At 40.6% G+C, this 17,075-nt stretch carries 17 protein-coding genes; 11 read left to right on the top strand and 6 right to left on the bottom strand.

Translation table 11 applies throughout. From position 1 onward, the window contains the following. The first annotated feature begins 328 nt into the window (after window positions 1-328). The 10 genes from mreB (at window position 329) to LW139_RS02740 (ending at window position 12,121) form a co-directional block, all read left to right on the top strand. Window positions 329-1,372, top strand: coding sequence for a rod shape-determining protein MreB (gene mreB, locus LW139_RS02695; protein WP_023582893.1), 1,044 nt, complete (start codon window positions 329-331; stop codon window positions 1,370-1,372). 91 nt (window positions 1,373-1,463) lie between these two features. Further along, complete coding sequence (gene mreC, locus LW139_RS02700; protein ID WP_109409250.1) at window positions 1,464-2,504, top strand: rod shape-determining protein MreC; 1,041 nt, start codon at window positions 1,464-1,466, stop codon at window positions 2,502-2,504. Between the two features lie 5 nt (window positions 2,505-2,509). Then, complete coding sequence (gene mreD / locus LW139_RS02705; protein WP_247850595.1) at window positions 2,510-2,998, top strand: rod shape-determining protein MreD; 489 nt, start codon at window positions 2,510-2,512, stop codon at window positions 2,996-2,998. Window positions 2,999-3,051: 53 nt separating this feature from the next. After that, the gene (locus tag LW139_RS02710; protein ID WP_166539208.1) at window positions 3,052-3,639 is read left to right on the top strand and encodes a Maf family protein; all 588 of its coding nucleotides are present in this window, start codon (window positions 3,052-3,054) and stop codon (window positions 3,637-3,639) included. Next, the gene (rng, locus tag LW139_RS02715) at window positions 3,636-5,105 is read left to right on the top strand and encodes a ribonuclease G (RefSeq protein ID WP_072069784.1); all 1,470 of its coding nucleotides are present in this window, start codon (window positions 3,636-3,638) and stop codon (window positions 5,103-5,105) included. Before LW139_RS02710 ends, rng begins: the two co-directional genes overlap by 4 nt. A 45-nt stretch (window positions 5,106-5,150) precedes the next feature. Next, entirely contained in the window at window positions 5,151-8,951 is a 3,801-nt protein-coding gene (gene yhdP, locus LW139_RS02720; protein WP_247850596.1) for an AsmA2 domain-containing protein YhdP, read from the top strand. Beyond that, complete coding sequence (gene nit1 / locus LW139_RS02725) at window positions 8,948-9,808, top strand: deaminated glutathione amidase (protein WP_088493815.1); 861 nt, start codon at window positions 8,948-8,950, stop codon at window positions 9,806-9,808. The genes yhdP and nit1 overlap by 4 nt, the downstream gene beginning before the upstream one ends. After that, the gene (gene tldD / locus LW139_RS02730; RefSeq protein ID WP_166539206.1) at window positions 9,805-11,250 is read left to right on the top strand and encodes a metalloprotease TldD; all 1,446 of its coding nucleotides are present in this window, start codon (window positions 9,805-9,807) and stop codon (window positions 11,248-11,250) included. Before nit1 ends, tldD begins: the two co-directional genes overlap by 4 nt. A 77-nt stretch (window positions 11,251-11,327) precedes the next feature. Further along, on the top strand, window positions 11,328-11,828 hold the full coding sequence (locus tag LW139_RS02735; protein ID WP_166539205.1) for a ribonuclease: 501 nt from the start codon (window positions 11,328-11,330) through the stop codon (window positions 11,826-11,828). After that, window positions 11,828-12,121, top strand: a complete 294-nt coding sequence (locus LW139_RS02740; RefSeq protein ID WP_166539204.1) for a barstar family protein — start codon at window positions 11,828-11,830, stop codon at window positions 12,119-12,121. Before LW139_RS02735 ends, LW139_RS02740 begins: the two co-directional genes overlap by 1 nt. A 62-nt stretch (window positions 12,122-12,183) precedes the next feature. Here LW139_RS02740 and yjgA read toward each other — a convergent pair whose 3' ends face one another. After that, window positions 12,184-12,744, bottom strand: a complete 561-nt coding sequence (yjgA, locus tag LW139_RS02745; RefSeq protein WP_072069864.1) for a ribosome biogenesis factor YjgA — start codon at window positions 12,742-12,744, stop codon at window positions 12,184-12,186. A gap of 187 nt (window positions 12,745-12,931) precedes the next feature. Between yjgA and pmbA the strand changes: the two genes are divergently transcribed. After that, on the top strand, window positions 12,932-14,260 hold the full coding sequence (pmbA, locus tag LW139_RS02750; protein ID WP_227336385.1) for a metalloprotease PmbA: 1,329 nt from the start codon (window positions 12,932-12,934) through the stop codon (window positions 14,258-14,260). Window positions 14,261-14,377: 117 nt separating this feature from the next. On the opposite strand, the gene rnk is transcribed toward pmbA, so the two are convergent. The 5 genes from rnk to hpf all read right to left on the bottom strand — a co-directional run bounded on the left by rnk (window position 14,378) and on the right by hpf (window position 17,071). Next, window positions 14,378-14,788, bottom strand: a complete 411-nt coding sequence (gene rnk / locus LW139_RS02755) for a nucleoside diphosphate kinase regulator (protein WP_075671465.1) — start codon at window positions 14,786-14,788, stop codon at window positions 14,378-14,380. A gap of 175 nt (window positions 14,789-14,963) precedes the next feature. Continuing rightward, complete coding sequence (gene npr, locus LW139_RS02760; RefSeq protein WP_006535359.1) at window positions 14,964-15,236, bottom strand: PTS phosphocarrier protein NPr; 273 nt, start codon at window positions 15,234-15,236, stop codon at window positions 14,964-14,966. Then, the gene (gene rapZ / locus LW139_RS02765; protein WP_023582880.1) at window positions 15,233-16,087 is read right to left on the bottom strand and encodes an RNase adapter RapZ; all 855 of its coding nucleotides are present in this window, start codon (window positions 16,085-16,087) and stop codon (window positions 15,233-15,235) included. The genes npr and rapZ overlap by 4 nt, the downstream gene beginning before the upstream one ends. 79 nt (window positions 16,088-16,166) lie before the next feature. Continuing rightward, window positions 16,167-16,634: a PTS IIA-like nitrogen regulatory protein PtsN gene (ptsN, locus tag LW139_RS02770; protein ID WP_023582879.1), complete on the bottom strand. Its 468-nt coding sequence runs from the start codon at window positions 16,632-16,634 to the stop codon at window positions 16,167-16,169. A 149-nt stretch (window positions 16,635-16,783) separates the two neighbouring features. Further along, a complete protein-coding gene (gene hpf / locus LW139_RS02775) occupies window positions 16,784-17,071 on the bottom strand; it encodes a ribosome hibernation promoting factor (protein WP_036913954.1) in 288 nt (95 codons plus the stop codon). Window positions 17,072-17,075 lie beyond the last annotated feature (4 nt).

The raw sequence follows: 17,075 nt of genomic DNA on the forward strand, positions 1-17,075 counted from the left end.
TTTTATTTGAACTTGCAGTGATGCTTTTGAGTCACAGTTTGGCAACGAAGTCAGATTTTTCTTTATTGATAGAAGCGTTGTTTGTATTGTTACATAAGTTAAATATGAACAGCGTAGGATTGAAATTATGCGTTAATCGTTCTAATTAGCCCATTTTTATGCAGTTTTTTTCTGCTCCAATTGGGAAAAGTAACGTAGAATATTGTGCCTTTATGATTATTTACGTGTCCACTTTAATCTAAGTAGTGAATCGCGCCTTGTCGCTGCTTATTGTGGTTGATAGAGTAGACGGATTTTTCCGTCCCGGCTTGCAGGATTATCCTTTCGTATGTTTAAAAAATTTCGTGGCATGTTTTCCAACGATTTGTCTATTGACTTGGGTACCGCCAATACCCTCATTTATGTCAAAGGACAGGGTATTGTTCTCGATGAACCCTCCGTCGTCGCTATTCGTCAAGATCGCGCTGGCACATCAAAAAGTGTTGCAGCTGTAGGGCATGAAGCCAAACAGATGTTAGGGCGTACACCTGGGAATATCGCTGCTATCCGTCCAATGAAAGACGGTGTGATTGCTGATTTTTATGTAACCGAAAAAATGCTTCAGCACTTCATAAAACAGGTTCATAACAATAGCTTTATGCGTCCAAGTCCTCGTGTGTTGGTATGTGTGCCTGTTGGAGCAACTCAAGTAGAACGCAGAGCTATTCGTGAATCAGCATTAAGTGCGGGTGCGCGTGAAGTTTTCTTAATTGAAGAACCAATGTCTGCGGCAATCGGTGCCGGCTTACCTGTTTCTGAAGCAACTGGCTCAATGGTTGTGGATATCGGTGGTGGTACAACAGAAGTCGCCGTTATTTCATTAAACGGTGTGGTTTATTCATCTTCTGTCCGTATCGGTGGTGACCGTTTTGATGAGGCTATCATTAATTATGTACGTCGTAACTACGGCTCATTAATTGGTGAAGCAACCGCAGAACGTATCAAACACGATATCGGTTCCGCTTATCCTTCTGATGAAGTTAATGAAATCGAAGTTCGTGGTCGTAACCTTGCAGAAGGTGTACCTCGTAGCTTTACATTAAACTCTAATGAAATCCTTGAAGCATTACAGGAACCATTAACTGGCATCGTTAGTGCTGTTATGGTTGCGTTAGAGCAATGCCCTCCAGAGTTGGCGTCTGATATTTCAGAGCGTGGCATGGTGTTAACAGGCGGTGGTGCGTTATTACGTAACCTTGATCGTTTATTAATGGAAGAAACGGGTATTCCTGTAATTGTTGCTGAAGATCCACTGACCTGTGTTGCGCGTGGTGGTGGCAAAGCATTAGAAATGATCGATATGCACGGTGGCGATCTGTTTAGCGAAGATTGAGATTAATTCTAACAAGGGAGAATGGATTCCCCCTTGGTGAGAATACTAACGCCTGTTTTTTAATTTCTCCGTGTGAGTGATCTTAGAGTTTATGAAGCCAATTTTTAGTCGGGGCCCTTCCCTGCAACTAAGATTAATAATCGCCGTGGTTGTCGCTATCTCTTTATTGATTGCTGATAACCGTATTGGTGCATTTTCTAAAGTCCGCCAGTATCTTGATACTGCTGTTAGTCCCTTCTATTTTCTTGCAAATGGTCCACGTCGTTTCCTCGATCAAATTTCTGAAACGTTTGCAACGCGTGAGCGTTTACAATTTGAAAACCAAGCTTTAAGAAAAGAGTTGTTAGTTCGCAGTGGAGAAAGCCAACTACTAGAGCAATTTAAGCAAGAGAATGCCCGTTTACGAGAATTACTTGGTTCACCTCTTCGCCAAAATGAACAAATGACAGTCACACAAGTTCTGTCTGGCAATAGTACGCCTTATCGAGATCAAGTGGTTATTGATAAAGGAACTAATGATGGTGTCTATGAAGGACAGCCGGTCATTAGTGATAAAGGTGTTGTAGGTCAAGTCATTGCCGTAAGTGAGCTTACGAGCCGAGTGTTATTAATTTGTGATACCTCTCATGCGTTACCAGTGCAAGTTTTACGTAATGATATTCGCGTAATTGCCTCAGGTGCAGGTTGTGCGGATGATTTATTACTTGAAGCTTTACCCGCTAATATTGATATTCGTGTGGGAGATGTTTTAGTTACGTCAGGTCTTGGAGGGCGTTTCCCTGAGGGGTATCCAGTTGGTGTTGTTGCTTCAGTTAAGGTTGATAATCAACGAGCTTATTCTGTGATTAATGTTCGTCCTTCTGCTGAATTACAGCGTTTACGTTATTTACTTTTATTATGGAATGCATCAGATAAAACAGGGGAGCCTCCGTTGCCTTCAGAGGTGTATCACGCTGCGAATGAGCGTCTAATGCAATTGATGCCACAAGTTTTACCTAATTATGAGCAAGCAGGGCCTCCACTTCCTCGTTCTATGTCTCAAGAGCCATTAGACAATACGCCAGAGGCAAGTAATGGAACAACTCCGCCAGCCACAACACCTGCTACACCTAGTACAACAAGAAGTAGGTAACCTCGATGAATCCTTATCAAAGTCGTGGGCGTTGGATTGTTTGGCTCTCTTTTCTTATTGCACTTGTTTTGCAGATTATGCCGTGGCCAGAACAGTTAGAAGTGTATCGACCTATTTGGCCAATGTTGTTTCTGATTTATTGGATGACCGCGATCCCTCATCGTGTCAGTGTAGGAACTGCATTTGTATTGGGTATGGTTATGGACTTAGTTCAAGGAACAACCTTAGGCGTGAATGCTCTTGCTTATACGTTAGTGAGTTATGTTATTGCTTTTAAATATCAGCTTTTTTGTAATTTAGCGTTATGGCAACAAGCCTTAGTGATAATGTTTAGTGTGGTGGTTGTCGATCTTACTGTATTTTGGGCAGAATTTTTACTTTCACCAGTGACTTTTCACCCTCAAGTATTCTGGAATAGCCCAGTCAGTGGTATTCTTTGGCCATGGCTTTATTTTTTACTTCGCAAAGTCCGTCACCAGTTTTCAGTTCACTAAGTTAATTGGCTTATGGCGGTCTCTTTTGCGTTACCGTCATGAGGACATTATCTGTGACCACGCTTTATCTTGCATCCAGCTCACCAAGAAGACGTGAACTTCTCGCGTTATTAGATGTTGAGTTTAGTATTATCACCCCTGCTATTGATGAAATTTGGCAACAAGGTGAATCACCAGAAGATTATGTCCTTCGTTTGGCAAAAGAAAAATCACAAGAAGGTGTACGACAAGCACCCTATGATTATCCTGTTCTAGGCTCGGATACCATTGTGGTTCATGATGGTCATATTCTTGAAAAACCGCGTGATAAAGCCCATGCAGCACAAATTCTACGTTCACTTTCAGGTGCAACTCATCAAGTGATGACGGCAATTGCTATCTCTAATAAAACACGCACATTGAGCCAATTAGTCGTCACACACGTCACTTTTCGAAAGATGACAGAGAGTGAGATTAGCGCGTATATTGAGTCAGGAGAGCCAATGGATAAAGCTGGTGCTTACGGTATTCAAGGAAAAGGAGGCCGTTTTGTTCAACGGATTGAGGGGAGTTATCATGCTGTTGTCGGATTACCTCTTGTTGAAACCGAAGCATTGATAGCTCAATTTTTGTCTCTAGCTAATGAGAAGGAGATTTCATGACAGCAGAGTTATTAGTGAATGTGACGCCATCTGAAACTCGAGTTGCTTATATTCGTGGAGGCATACTTCAAGAAATTCATGTCGAAAGAGAAGCGAAACGAGGTATCGTCGGAAACATCTACAAAGGTCGGGTAAGTCGCGTATTACCCGGGATGCAAGCTGCATTTATTGACATCGGGCTAGATAAAGCCGCTTTTCTACATGCTTCTGATATTATGCCTCACACTGAATGTATCGCAGGTGAAGAGCAGAAAAAGTTTAATGTTCGTGATATTGCGCAATTAGTCCACCAAGGCCAAGATTTAATTGTACAAGTGGTTAAAGATCCTTTAGGAACAAAAGGCGCTCGCCTGACCACCGATATTACATTGCCTTCCCGTTATTTAGTGTTTATGCCAGGTGCATCTCATGTAGGTGTTTCTCAACGAATTGATAGCGAAGAAGAGCGCGAGCGTTTAAAGCAACTCGTTGAAGAGTATTGCGATGAAAATGGGGGATTTATTATTCGTACAGCCGCCGAAGGTGTTGGCGAGCATGAAATTAAGCAAGATGCCGCTTTTCTTAAACGCTTGTGGAATAAAATTATTGAGCGTAAGAAAAGAAATAAAACCCGCATTCAAATTTATGGTGAATTAGCTTTAGCACAGCGTATTTTACGTGATTTTGCTGGCTCTGAATTAGATAGCATACGTGTTGATTCTAAATTAACTTATAATCAATTACAGGAATTTATTGGTGAATACATTCCTGAATTAACCGCTAAACTTGAATTACACCAAGGGAATCAGCCTATTTTCGATCTCTATGGTGTTGAAAATGAAATTCAACGGGCTTTAGAGCGTAAAGTTGAATTAAAGTCAGGCGGTTACCTCATTATCGATCAAACAGAAGCAATGACGACGATTGATATTAATACGGGGGCTTTTGTTGGTCATCGAAATTTAGAAGAAACCATTTTTAATACTAATATTGAGGCAAGCCAAGCTATTGCTCGCCAATTACGGTTACGTAACTTAGGCGGTATCATTATTATTGATTTTATTGATATGAATAATGATGAACATAAACGCAGAGTATTGGCATCACTTGAACAAGCCTTAAGTAAAGATAGAGTGAAAACGACCATTAATGGTTTTTCTCAACTCGGTTTAGTGGAAATGACACGTAAAAGAACACGAGAAAGCCTTGAGCATGTACTTTGTGATGACTGCCCAACTTGCCAAGGGCGAGGTACGGTAAAATCAGTTGAAACAGTCTGCTATGAAATTTTACGTGAGATAGTGCGTGTACATAAAACGATTGATGCAGATCGATTCTTAGTTTATGCCTCTACGGCGGTTGCTGATGCGTTAAAAGGTGATGAATCCCATGCATTAGCAGAGGTTGAAATTTTCGTAGGTAAGCAAGTAAAAGTGCAAACTGAGCTACTCTATAGTCAGGAGCAATTTGATGTGGTGATGATGTAATGGAGTCGCCTTCCTAATGAATATGATGGCAGAAAGGAGACAAAAATGAAGCGGCTGCCTAAATACCTGTTAGTTATAACAGTTTTTTGCCTCATCGTTTTTGCCTTGGTGTTAAGCGGGTTTCGCTATTTTCTGCCTCGTTTAGATGATTATCGCCCTGAAATAGAAACGTATTTAACAAAACAACTTAATACCCCTGTTTCAATAACGAAAATTAATGGGGAATGGCAGAATTTTGGCCCTGATATTCAAGTCAACGGACTTAATATTAAGAATAAAGATGTAAACGTTAGCGCAGAAAAAGTGACTTTTTCTTTTGATGTGTGGCGTTCATTATTGACCCTCCGTCCTCATTTTCGTGAGCTGACTTTTGATCAATTAGATGTCAATTACCAACGGCCTATTTTTACTGGGCAAAGTGGCGATATTACGCTAACTGCACCTGATGATATTTCTTCACTTTTTCTTGAACAATTCGATCGCTTTAAGCTAGTCAAAAGCCGTTTTATTTTTCTAACCCCGTCAGGTGATACCAGTACATTACATATTCCTGAGTTGATGTGGCTGAATCAAAAAAAACGTCATCGTGCTCAAGGTGAAGTCACCCTTGATACATCGATTAATCACTATGGTGGTTTAAAAGTTCGCCTCGACCTCTATACCACGAATGAAGGCTTAATTGATAATGGTAAGGTGTTTCTTACTGCTGATGATATTGATATTTCACCTTGGCTTAGCCAGTGGGTAAAAAATAATAGTGGTTTAGGTGAAGCTAAAGCAAGCTTATCAAACTGGATTGAAATTACTAAAGGCCGTATTACGGGAAGCCAATTACAAATTCATCAAGGTGAAATGGATTGGCGTAGTGAAGGTACTTCACATGTATTAAATGTTGAAGATTTAATTTTACGCATGAGAAGACAAGAGAATGGCTGGCTTGCTGATATTCCTTATACTCGAAAAATTACCATGGATGGTGAAGAGTGGCCTGATGGCTATTTAGCTGTTCTCTATCAACCGAAAGAAAAACAACATGATGAAGCATGGCGTATTAGAGCTAAAAATATCGAGTTAGATAGGCTGTATTCACTGTTACCATTATTTTCGTTTTTAACTCCTGATTTTGTACGTCAGTGGCAGTATCGCCAATTTTCTGGTGTGGTTAATGATTTTGCCTTAGATCTCATGCCTGAACACTTCGAGCAAAGTGCGATTAATCTCTCTTGGGAAAATGTAGGTTGGAAGCGTTGGCAAGAGATCCCATCAGTGCAACATTTCAGTGGGCAATTAAAAGGGAGCATGCAAAGTGGTGAACTTAACTTTGCCCTAGCTGACAGTGAAATAGATACTGGCGAATTATTTAAAGCACCACTGAATATCGAAAAAGGAAAAGGAACACTCTATTGGCAACATTCTGGGGATAATTTATCACTTTGGAGCCAAGGATTAGATATTCAAGCAACTTCAGCATGGGTTGCAGGAGATTTTCGTTATGAAAAGCAAGGTGAAGATCAGCAACTTTCTATTTTATCTGGCGTAAGAGTGACTAATGCCGGAGATGCATGGCGTTATCTGCCAGAAGAGTATGTTGGTAAAGAACTTACTCAATATCTTTCAGATGCGATTATTGCGGGTAATATCGACAATGGAACATTTATCTTCCATGGTGATCCGACAGATTTTCCTTTTGATAATCACAAAGGGTGGTTCCAAGTTTATGCCCCTGTTAAACATGCTACGTTTAAATTTGATAGTGAATGGCCTGCATTATTCGATCTCGATATTAATCTAGATTTTAAAAATGATGGGTTATGGATGTCATCGTCAGAAGCGAAAGTGGGTAAAGCAACTGCTACGAACTTAAGTGCGGTGATTGAGAGCTATCGACAAGAAAAGATCTTAATTAATGCAGATATTCAAGCTACGGGTGATGAGCTGAAAGAGTATTTCTTAGATTCTCAAATGGCGAGTATTGGTCATACACTTGAAGAGCTTAAAGTGGCAGGAAAAATTAATGGCACATTGAAGCTTGATATTCCTTTTGGCGGCGATGATGTTGTTGCATCTGGCGAGATAAATTTAAAAAATAATGATGTCACATTGAATTTTATGGATACCACGTTAAAGGGTGTTAGCGGGCAATTTCGTTACCATAATGACAAACTTGAAAGTGATACATTAACAGCTAATTGGTTTGGTCAGCCACTCGCATTTTCATTTACAAGCCATAATACGGTGGATAATTATCAAGTAGATGTAGGGTTAAAAGGCCAATGGGATATTCAAAAAATTCAGGGCTTGCCTAGCGATATTCAGCAAAAATTTAGTGGTGTATTCCCATGGAATGGCAACGTTAATGTTAAGATCCCCGAAAAAGGTGATGTCGATTATCAAGTTGATTTAACAGGGAATATCAATACATTAAAAAGTAAATTAACAGTACCTGAAACTCTAGATCTAAAAAACTCTTCCCCTATTGTGATTTCAGCAAATGGTAATAGTGAAACCTTGACTGTGAATGCTAACGCTGAAAAACAGTGGAAACTTAATAGCCAATGGGGATTAGGTAAACAACTTTGTTTATTACAAGGTAACCTTGTTTCTTCTACCCTCAAGTTACCGGAGTTAAGCTCACAACAACGTTTAACCATTGCTCTTAAAGAACTAGAAGGAGATAAATGGTTACCGACATTAATTGCCTTTTCATCATTAACACCTTCTGAAAATGCAGTGAGTTTCCCTGATAATGTGCATATCAGTTTGCCCAATTTAAATTTTGCTGGGCAAAAATGGAATAACCCACAAACTGAAATTATGCGAGTTAGTGATGGTGTAAAATTAGCATTTTCAGGAAGTGAATTACGAGGTGATGTATTTATTCCTAAAATATCAGCACCTTGGCAAGTAAATATTAATTATCTCTATTTTAATGGTGCATCCACTTCTCAAGAAGAAAAACCATTAAAAATGGCCAATATTTATGATCCTAATGCATTGAAGTTTTCAGTGAAAAATATTCCTTCTATTGATTTTGAATGCCGGGAGTGTTGGATTAATGGTTTACTCTTAGGGAAAATTGAAGGTTCGTTAAAACAAAATAAAGGTGCTTTATTTTTAACTGGCGGTAAATTGGAAAATAGCAGTGGTGAGCTTCAGGTTAATGGTGTGTGGTCTGAAGGTCTAGACGGAAATAACACGACGAAATTAATCGGTAAGCTGAAAGCTGACGAAATTGATGAATTGGCCGCTTATTTCGGGTATATCGTACCCATTTTACAATCTCCGCTTTCTGCCGATTTTTCATTACAATGGCATGATACACCGTGGAATTTTAATATTGCGAACTTAAATGGTGATATTAAATCTGTTTTAGGCAAAGGACGCATAGAGAAAGTCGATGTAGGACAAGCGGGTAAATTACTACGACTAGTAAGTTTTGATGCACTTTTACGTAAATTGCAGTTTGATTTTAGAGATACTTTCAGTGAGCATTTTGAATATGATTCGATTAAAAGTGAAATTACGATTAATCAAGGTATTATGAATGCAGAGAGAGTTCATGTTGATGGTGTTATTGCTGATATTGCGATAAGTGGGAAAGTGGATTTACTTGAACGTCAAATGGATCTACAGGTTGTAGTCACCCCTGAGATTTCAGCTACAGTCGGTGTTGCCACGGCTTTCGCAATAAACCCAATTGCAGGCGCCGCAGTATTTGCGGCATCAAAGGTTCTGGGGCCACTTTGGAGTAAGATTTCAGTTATCCGTTATCATGTGACCGGAACTATGGAACAACCCAAAATTGACGAAGTACTGCGTCAGCTTAAGGAGAATCAGGCGTTATGAAAAAAGTTAATGTCGCACTTTTGCAACTTTGTAGCGGAAAAAATACAAAAAATAATCTGGCGCAAATCGAGCAACAGATTAAGCAATTACCCGATTCAGTGAAGCTGGTATTAACACCTGAAAATGCGTTACTTTTTTCGAACTCTAAAGATTATCATAAACACGCTGAAATTCAGGGGGATGGGCCGTTGCAAAATGCAATTGCTAAAATGGCTCAGCGTTACAAAGTATGGATCTTAGTCGGTTCTATGCCTTTGATTAGTCGAGACTCCCCAGATCAAATTACCAGCAGTAGTTTGGTTTTCGATGATGAAGGCGTTATTCGCGCTCGTTATGATAAAATTCATATGTTTGATGTGAGTATTGATGATGAACAGGGCGAATATAATGAATCTTCTATTTATCAACGTGGTGAGCGCTTAACCGTCGTTGATACTCCCGTTGGGAAATTAGGTTTAACGATCTGTTATGACTTACGCTTCCCTGGTATTTTCCAAGCATTAAGAGAAAAAGGGGCAGAGATAATCTCTGTACCAGCGGCTTTTACCCGTTTAACAGGGAAAGCGCACTGGGAGCCTTTATTACGTGCTCGTGCGATTGAGAATCAGTGTATTATCTTAGCGCCAGCACAAGTGGGTACACATGATACGCGCCGGACTTGGGGTCATACCATGGCGATTGATGGCTGGGGAAAAGTCTTGAAAAAGAATCCTGATGCTGTCAGTGCGCTAACGCTGAATGTTGGTGTCGAAAGTTTACACGGTATGCGTGAACAGATACGGGTCGTGAAACATAACCGTTTTCGCCCGAAACTGACCCACTTAATCAAAAAAGTTAAGGATAAAGAAGAATTATGAGTTTAGCTGTTGTCAGCGAAAGTCTGTTGGAAGCAAACAAACTTAGTTTAGATGATTTAGCATCAACACTAGAGCAGCTTGCACAGCGTCAAATTGATTATGGTGATCTTTATTTTCAGTCAAGTTATCACGAGGCTTGGATCCTCGACGATCAGATTATTAAAGATGGCTCTTACAATATTGATCAAGGTGTTGGCGTTAGAGCAATTTACGGTGAAAAAACCGGTTTTGCTTATGCCGACCAACTAACGCTTAACGCACTTAACCAAAGTGCGCATGCTGCACGAAGTATTGTTCAGGCCAAAGGTAATGGTCATATCCATACTTTAGGTGCTATTCAACATTCTCCGCTATACAGCTTAAATGATCCGCTGCAAAGCCTCTCTCGTGAAGAGAAAATTGCACTCTTGCATGAGGTAGATAAAGCTGCTAGAGCTGAAGACAAACGTGTTAAGCAGGTTAATGCATCATTAACCGGTGTTTATGAGCATGTACTTGTTGCAGCAACCGATGGCACGTTAGCAGCCGATGTACGTCCTTTAGTTCGCCTTTCTGTCAGCGTGCTGGTGGAAGAAGATGGCAAACGTGAACGTGGTGCAAGTGGCGGCGGTGGTCGTTTTGGTTATGACTACTTTTTAATGAAAGTTGATGGTGAAAGCCATGCTGTGACTTACGCGCGTGAAGCGGTGCGGATGGCATTAGTGAATTTATCTGCAATTGCCGCACCGGCTGGAACAATGCCTGTAGTACTAGGTGCAGGATGGCCGGGCGTGTTATTACATGAAGCTGTTGGGCATGGTTTAGAAGGTGATTTCAACCGTCGTGAAACCTCTGTATTTTCAGGTCGTCTTGGTGAAAAAGTGACTTCTGAGCTTTGTACCATAGTTGATGATGGCACAATTGAAGGACGTCGTGGCTCTGTTGCTATTGATGATGAAGGTGTTCCGGGTCAATACAATGTGTTAATCGAAAACGGTATCTTAAAAGGTTATATGCAAGATAAGATGAACGCTCGTTTAATGGGGGTTGCACCAACAGGAAATGGTCGCCGTGAGTCTTATGCACACCTTCCAATGCCTCGTATGACCAATACTTACATGCTAGCGGGTAAATCGTCACCAGAAGAGATTATTGCGAGTGTTGATCGTGGTATTTATGCACCTAATTTTGGTGGCGGTCAGGTTGATATTACATCGGGTAAATTTGTTTTCTCAACTTCTGAAGCTTATTTAATTGAAAACGGAAAGATAACGAAACCGATTAAAGGTGCCACGCTGATTGGTTCAGGTATTGAAGCTATGCAACAAGTCTCAATGGTGGGCAATGATCTTGCGCTAGACAAGGGGGTCGGTGTTTGTGGTAAAGAAGGGCAAAGCCTACCTGTTGGCGTTGGTCAACCAACCTTGAAGCTGGATAAAATCACGGTAGGTGGTACAGCTTAATTATTGCTATCGTTATTTAAGTGTATTTATTAAACTCCATCAATTGATGGAGTTTTTTATCATGAAGGTGCTAATTTATGGGTAAACGTTTATTACCAGTTATTATTGTTATTGCTGTTTTATTTGGTGTTCTTTATAAGGGCTTGCTTCCCGAAAGTGAAACATCAGTATCTTCATCGTCAGTTTCTATTCCAACATCATCTAGCAATAGCACCAATAAGCCGGCACAAATTCCACTGTCTATCGATGAAAAAACGCAAGCTAGCGCAGTGGCTAACTATTTGCAACGTCATCAACAACTACCTGATTTTTATCTCACTAAAAAACAAGCAAGAGAAAAAGGCTGGAATGCAAAAGCAGGTAATTTGTGTGAAGTATTACCAGGAAGGGCTATTGGTGGCGATCGTTTTATGAATCGTGAAAAACAGTTGCCTGAAGAAGCGGGACGCCAGTGGTATGAAGCCGATGTAAATTATCAATGTGGTCATCGAGGTAGTGATAGATTGCTCTATTCGAATGATGGGCTTATTTATGTCACCACAGATCATTATCGTACAATGACAAAGGTTGCCCCTTAATGAAACAGGTTGTTTTTGATTTTAAGATGCTGGCAGATAGAGATGCTTTTTATCGGGATTTTGCATTGCAATTTCAGTTAGATGAGCATTTTGGTAATAACTTAGATGCATTATGGGATGTATTAATGGGAGAAATTGAATTACCCGTAAAAATCATTTTCAAGCATTTGCCTCATCATTCCAGCGATTTTCAGCCTTTAGTTGAGTTGATGCAAGAAGCACAAAATACACTTGGTAAAGACGTATTGAGCTTTCATTGTGAGCATAAAATACACAAAAATAATTTAGAGTAAAAATATGCCCTGAAAATCGCAGTGAGGCTGAATTGACACTGCGTTTTCAGGATGATCAGGTTTTATGCTGATTCTGATAAATCTTTTAGATATTGAAACAGTAAGCGGAATGATTTTGGAGGCTTGTTTGCTTCTTTTTCTTTTTTCGCATTACGGATAAGTGTGCGCAATTGCTGGCGATCTGCCATTGGATAAAGAGCGACGACTTCTTCAATCACTTCATTGCCACCTTCGACAAGGCGAATTCGCAGATCTTCTAATTTATGGAGTACTAAGATCTGTTGGTTGTGGCGGTTTTTTAGTTTATCAAGCGCTTGGCGGATCGGATCTTCATCCACATTGCGCAGTAATTTTCCGATATATTGAATTTGGCGACGGCGCGCTTCACGCTGTACTTTTTGTGCTAATTGAATAGAGGCTAATAATTTCTCATCTAATGGCACACGCTCTAATTCTTGCGCACTTAATTCTACTAATTCAGTACCTAGTTTTTTGAGCGCTTCAGCATCACGTTTAATTTCGCTTTTGCTGACCCAGATAATTTCTTCCTCTTCTTCCTCTTCTGACGAAGTATCGTCAAATTCAGGATTGAGGTAATGCCACTCTTCAGGCTGCTTTGCCATAATAAAAATTCCTGTTGCAGAGTAAGCCGGGAGTGTGATTTGGTGAATGACCAAAAGCCCGACGGGTGATAACATTCATATATCTTCTATTGTAACTGGGAAAATCGCTTGTTGACCACCTGTCAATTGATTTACTTTGCTAAAAATAAGTAAAAAGTGATGTTCTCCTTAGGAAAAATGGTTCTCAATGAATAATTCAGATCAGGTAAAACAGCTTGAAGACGCCGTCTCGCTTGCATTGGAGCTGGCGGAAAAACTGTGTGACAGTGCAGAAGTCGCTATTAATAAATCAACAGGTATTAGTGTTAGTACACGTTATGGTGAAGTTGAAAATGTTGAATTTAACAGTGATGGGGCGTTAGGCATTACGGTTTATCAACAACAACGCAAAGGTAGTGCTTCTTCTACCGATTTAAGTCCTGATGCGATTAAACGTGCAGTACAAGCTGCGGTGGATATTGCGCGTTATACTTCTGTTGATCCTTATGCAGGCCCTGCTGATAAAGAGTTATTAGCATTTGATGCACCTTTCCTTGATCTATACCATCCAACTGATGTGACTGCAGATAAGGCAATAGAGCTGGCTTCAAGAGCAGAAAAAGCGGCGTTAGACAGTGATAGCCGAATTATTAATACCGAAGGGGGCAGTTTTAATAGCCACAGTGGAACTCGTGTATTTGGGAATAGCCTTGGCTTATTAAAAAGCTATTCATCTTCACGCTATTCAATGTCGAGTTGTGTGATTGCTCGTGATGGCGAAGATATGGAGCGCGATTATGCTTATACCATTAGCCGTCGTTTTGATGATTTAGCATCACCTGAATGGGTAGGGCAAGAGTGTGCTCGTCGTACTTTATCTCGCCTTGCACCTCGAAAACTCCCAACCATGAAAGCTCCTGTTATTTTTGCGGCAGATGTTGCGACAGGTATTTTTGGTCATTTGGTTGCGGCAATCAGTGGGAGTATGATTTATCGTGAGTCTTCTTGTTTACTCGATAGTTTAGGTAAGCAAATTTTCCCTCAGTGGCTAAATATTCAAGAGCGTCCTCACTTAATGAGAGGTCTGGCATCAACACCGTTTGATAGCGAAGGTGTGCGTACAACCGATGCCGAAATCATTAAAGATGGCGTATTACAAGAGTGGTTATTAACCTCTTACTCAGCAAGAAAACTGGGTTTAAAAAGTAATGGCCATGCTGGTGGTATCCATAACTGGTATATTCCAGGACAAGGTTTATCGTTTGATGCACTATTAAAAGAGATGGGAACAGGCCTTGTTGTTACTGAATTGATGGGACAAGGCGTCAGTACCGTGACGGGTGATTATTCGCGTGGTGCAAGCGGTTTTTGGGTTGAGAATGGTGAAATTCAGTACCCTGTTAGTGAAGTGACTATTGCTGGTAATCTAAAAGATATGTGGGCTAATATTGCCACTATGGGGGATGATATTGAGATGCGCAGTAATGTTCAGTGTGGATCGTTGTTATTACCAGAAATGAGTATTGCAGGTGAGTAAATTTTAGACACTCCTCACAACCTTTAATCTCAGCCCGCAATGGGCTGAGATATCGCGTTTATCAGTGTGCTTTTCAATTTGAGAAGATAAAAATAAGACGCGAACCTTCAGCTCTACTTAACGGTGTAATTCACCTGCAGCTTCAGGTTGGTATAGAATTTCTAATACTTTAACCTTAGTTTCAAGGCCATTAGGCAGCTTCCAACTGATTTCGTCATCAATTGCTAAACCCAGTAGCGCAGCACCCATTGGTGCCATGACTGAAAGTTCAGTGGTGCTATCTTTTAATGAAGCGGGATACACTAAAGTACGTGTACGTTCTTCATTGTTTTTTAAGTCCATAAAGCGGACTTTGCTGTTCATTGTGACAATGTTAGCAGGGATATCAGCTGGTGTAACAATGTCAGCACGATCTAATTCTTCATTCAAGGCTTCAGCAATAGGGCTATCTGCAAAGGCCGGTTGCTCTAGCAATGAATCTAAACGTTCAGCATCAAGTTCGTTGATGATAATTGTTGGCTTTGTCATACCACACTCCAATTTATTCCAATGCAAAACAACACCCCCACGGGTGAGGTGGGGGTGTTGTTAAACTCATATAAGAGATAATAGGCGGTTCTGTATAAAAAAGAAAGAGACAGTGATCACAGTCTCTTTCGGGTTATTTAGTTAAGAAATGCTAATCTATTGTTTTCTATTACGATTATTCTTCATCAAACCCTGATTCAAATAATGCGATAATAGCATCAATAGCTTCATTTTCATCACTACCTGTCACTTCTATATCAATTTGACTGCCTTGCTCTGAATCTAACATTAGCATAGCAATTACACTATCTGCTTGTGCTTCAACCCCTTCGTTGTTGCGTAAAATGACGGTTGATTGAAATGTTTTCACTAAATCAAACAATTTCATCGCCGGCCTTGCATGCATGCCGAGTCGATTTTTAATCGCAACTTGTCGATATTGGGTCATTTGCGTTTTTCTAGTGTTCTGTGTCGTGATTGTACGTTTTTCCCTCTAGAGCGGAAATAGTCGGCAAGTTGTTCTGCAACATAAACCGAACGGTGTTTACCCCCCGTACAACCAATTGCAACCGTCAAGTAGCTACGGTTATTGGTTTCTAACATCGGCAACCAGAGTTCAAGATAGCTTCTGGTTTGATAAATAAAATTATGAACTTCGGTGTGTCTATCTAAAAATGCCGCAACAGGGCGATCGAGGCCTGTCATCGGGCGCAGCTTAGGGTCCCAATGTGGGTTTGGTAAGAAACGCACATCAAAAACATAATCTGCATCAATAGGAATACCGTGCTTAAAGCCAAAGGATTCAAAGACCATTGTCAGCTCACGTTCACGTTTACCTAATAAACGAGTCCGCAGCATTTCTGCAAGCTCATGGACTGACATCTCAGAGGTGTCAATGATGAGATCAGCACGTGATCGCAATGGCTCAAGCAGATCACTTTCGGTATCAATTGCCATTTCTAATGAAAGGTTTTTGGTCGAAAGTGGGTGCAAGCGTCGTGTATCACTATAACGACGAATTAAAGTATTTCTATCTGCGTCTAAAAATAAGAGTTGTGGAGAATATTCAGCGGGTAAACTTTCCAGCGCTTTTTCGAAGATCTCCGGCGACTCTGGCATATTTCGGACATCAATACTGACTGCGGCAGCAGAAGCATCACGTTCAGCCAGTGTTTTTGCGAGCTCAGGTAAAAGATCAACAGGCAAGTTATCAACACAATAAAATCCCATGTCTTCAAGCGCACGCAAAGCGACTGACTTACCTGAACCAGAGCGTCCGCTGACTATCATCAGCACCATGAGGTAGCTCCCCTATAATTTCCCAGTGATGAATATCATTCCACTGTATGCTATTCGCGTCCCAACAAACCCGTAGGGGTTATTCTGTGATAATCTGATAAAGCTCTTCATCACTTTGTGCGGAGCGTAGTCGGCGACATAAGTTTTTGTCTGCCAACTGTTTTGCAATCAAAGACAGTGTGTGTAAATGTTCCTTGCACTGTGTTGCAGGAACGAGTAATGCGAACAACAAATCGACAGGTTGATTATCAATAGCGTCGAAGGCAATAGGTTCGCTTAGGTGAAGAAACACACCAACTACTTTTTCTGTTTCATCACTTTCAATACGTCCATGAGGGATAGCTAAACCACCCCCAATCCCTGTTGTACCGACTTTTTCACGCGTCAGTAAGGCTTCAAATATCAGTGTTTCGGGTAAATTAAGTGCTTTTGCTGCATTTTCACTGATAATTTCTAACGCGCGCTTTTTACTCGTGCAATGTACATCATTATGTGTACATGCCAGAGAAAGTACGTCGCTAATATTCATCTTTGTATCGTTATTCATTGTCTTATTCACTTAGACCAGCAAACCAGATGCCACAAAGTGACATCTGGTTTTTTGTTACTGATATTGATTAGGCGTTGGCTTGAACCGAGTCATAAACAACGCAGTAACTTCGCCGATTGTATCCCCATTTCGCAATGGGAAATGAATTAATGTTGTCTCAGTTTATCTTTGTGTTTGGTTAATTGACGAGCCAGTTTATCCATTAATCCATCAATTGCTGCGTACATATCTTCTGCTTCAGCAGAGGCATGTAATTCACCGCCATTAACTTGAATGGTCGCTTCAGCGATTTTATTCACTTTCTCGACTTTCAGGATAACCTGAACGTTATTAATTTTGTCAAAGAACTGAGGTAATTTCGCGCTTTTTGCTTTGACGGTATCACGCAGAGCATCAGTTAATTCAATGTTATGACCAGTGATTTGAAGTTCCATAGTG

It is taken from the genome of Proteus vulgaris, from assembly GCF_023100685.1.
In the GTDB taxonomy this organism is placed as follows: domain Bacteria; phylum Pseudomonadota; class Gammaproteobacteria; order Enterobacterales; family Enterobacteriaceae; genus Proteus.